3 protein-coding genes are annotated in these 2150 nt (G+C 71.7%); all 3 read right to left on the bottom strand.

Annotation, left to right across the window (positions count from 1 at the left end):
- On the bottom strand, positions 1–613 hold a 613-nt coding region (locus tag AC1DY5_RS52650), incomplete at its 3' end, for an alpha-hydroxy acid oxidase (protein WP_478122190.1).
- Positions 614–720: 107 nt separating this feature from the next.
- Positions 721–1419: an RraA family protein gene (locus AC1DY5_RS52655; protein ID WP_478122188.1), complete on the bottom strand. Its 699-nt coding sequence runs from the start codon at positions 1417–1419 to the stop codon at positions 721–723.
- A 27-nt stretch (positions 1420–1446) separates the two neighbouring features.
- On the bottom strand, positions 1447–2150 hold a 704-nt coding region (locus AC1DY5_RS52660), incomplete at its 5' end, for an NAD(P)-dependent oxidoreductase (RefSeq protein WP_478122189.1).

Here is a 2150-nt window from a genome sequence, read left to right on the forward strand (position 1 = left end):
GCGGCATGCCGTGCACGAGCAGCGTGCGAAGCGCCGTCTTGCAGAGCCATCCCGGGTGCGTGAGTCCATCGAGCGCGAGGCGCAGGCTCGGACGCAGCGGCGTGGAGAAGCCGGCGCGGATGTTGTTCTCGCGGTTGCCGGAGACCGGCGTGTCCACCGTGACCACGAGCGTGCCGAAGCCGGCGCGCTCGACCCGGTCCAGCAGCTTCAGGATGCGCTCCGGCTCGCCGGGCACGTAGGCCTGGAACCAGGCCGCCGGATTGGCGCGCGCGATGTCCTCCATCGGGATCAGCGAGGTGCCGCTCAGGATCATCGGCACGTTGGTGGCCGCAGCGGCCTGCGCCTGCACCAGGTCGCCGTGGTAGGCCGACAGCGCGCTGATGCCCATCGGCGCGATGCCGAAGGGCGCCGCGTACTGCCGGCCGAGCAGCGGCGTGGCGAGCGTGCGCCCGGAGGTATCGGTCAAGATGCGGGGCACCCAGGCGAAGCCTTCGAAGGCGCTGCGATTGGCGCGCAGCGACCGGTTCGTTTCACAGCCGCCGGAAACATAGGCAAAGATCGGCGCCGGCAGGAAGCGGCGTGCCGCCTGCTCGAAATCGTCCAGCGACAACATGCGGCGCAGCTTGCGCGGCAGGTTCCGCGCGCCTGCGCCGGCCGGCGCGGACGAACTCGGCGCCGCGAAATTCTCCAGGCCGGGCGATGACGTCGTCACGATGGCGCTCACACCGGCAGGCCCTTGGCGCGCAGCGTCGCGTCGAAGCGCTCCGGGTCCGACTTGCCGGCCTGGTTGTCGGCACGAATCTTCGCTTCCTTGACGAGATGCGTGCGGCTTCGGGCCAGGATTTCGGCGCACTCCGCCGCCGGGATGGCGATCACGCCATCCGCATCGCCGACGATCAGGTCGCCGGGCAGCACGGCCAGGCCGGCGCAGGAGATGGGCACGTTGATCTCGCCGGGGCCGTCCTTGCTCGGACCGCGGTGCGTGTGGCCGCGCGCGAAGATCGGCATGCCCTCCTCCGCCCATTCGCACAGGTCGCGCACCGCGCCGTCGATCACGAGGCCGGCGATCCGCTTGAAGATGCAGGTGGTGCGGATCAGTCCGCCGACCAGCGCCTGCGACACATCGCCGCCGCCGTCGATCACCAGCACGTCGCCCGGCTGCACCATCATGAGCGCCTTGTGGATCATCAGGTTGTCGCCCGGGCGCACGCGCACCGTGACGGCCGGACCGCACAGCACAGTGTCGAGGCGGGCGTGGTACTGGCGCAGGCCGAGGGTGCCGATGTTGCGGCTCATCGCGTCGCCGATCGCTGCGACCGGGACGTCGCGGAACGCTGCGACGACCTCGGCCGCCGGACCTTCGGCGCGTGGTTGGATGCGGTAGCCGGCGGGCCACTGGACGGCGGTTTCGGTGCTCATGGGCAAATCTCCGGAGACGGACGTGGATCAGGACAAGACCTGGGGGTTGACGCAGGCCGACGAATCGGCCGGCCGGCCTTGAAGCCAGCCGAGCACGTTGCGCGCGGCCCCGCTCGCCATGCCCGCGAGCGCCGCCGGCGTCGAGCCGCCGACATGCGGCGTCAGCACCACGTTGGGCAGCGCGGCCAGCGGGCTGCCGGCAGGCAGCGGCTCGGTCGCCATGGTGTCGAGGCCCGCCGCGTGCAGCTGGCCGCTCCGCAGCGCGGCGACCAGCGCCGGCTCGTCGATCACTTCGCCGCGCGCGGTGTTGACCAGGATGGCGCCGCGCCGCATCGCCGCGAACTGCGGCGCACCGAGCATGTCGCGGGTGTGCCTGTTGAGCGGCACGTGCAGGCTGAGCACGTCGACCCAGGGCAGCATGTCGTCCAGCGACGGCAGCAGTCGCACGCGATCGACCGGACTCCTGCCGCCCGCCAGCGCCGGGTCGAAGGCCACGACCTCCATGCCGAGTGCCAGGCACACCGTGGCGACCCGCTGGCCGACCTGGCCGAAGCCGACCAGCCCGAGCGTCTTGCCGCTCAGCTCGATGCCGTCCTGCGCGCGCGACCAGCGTCCGGCGTGCAGTTCGGCGTCCATCCAGCCGATGCGGCGCGCGGCCGCGAACATCAGTCCCAGGGACATCTCGGCCACCGACTGCGCGTTGGCACCCGGCGTCACGTACACCGGGATGC

It is taken from the genome of Variovorax sp. P4_D9 (assembly GCF_056401695.1).

What these genes read in the sequence shown, in the direction of transcription:
- AC1DY5_RS52655 (WP_478122188.1), bottom strand. Translation starts at nt 1,419, where the DNA reads ATGAGCACCGAAACCGCCGTCCAGTGGCCCGCCGGCTACCGCATCCAA.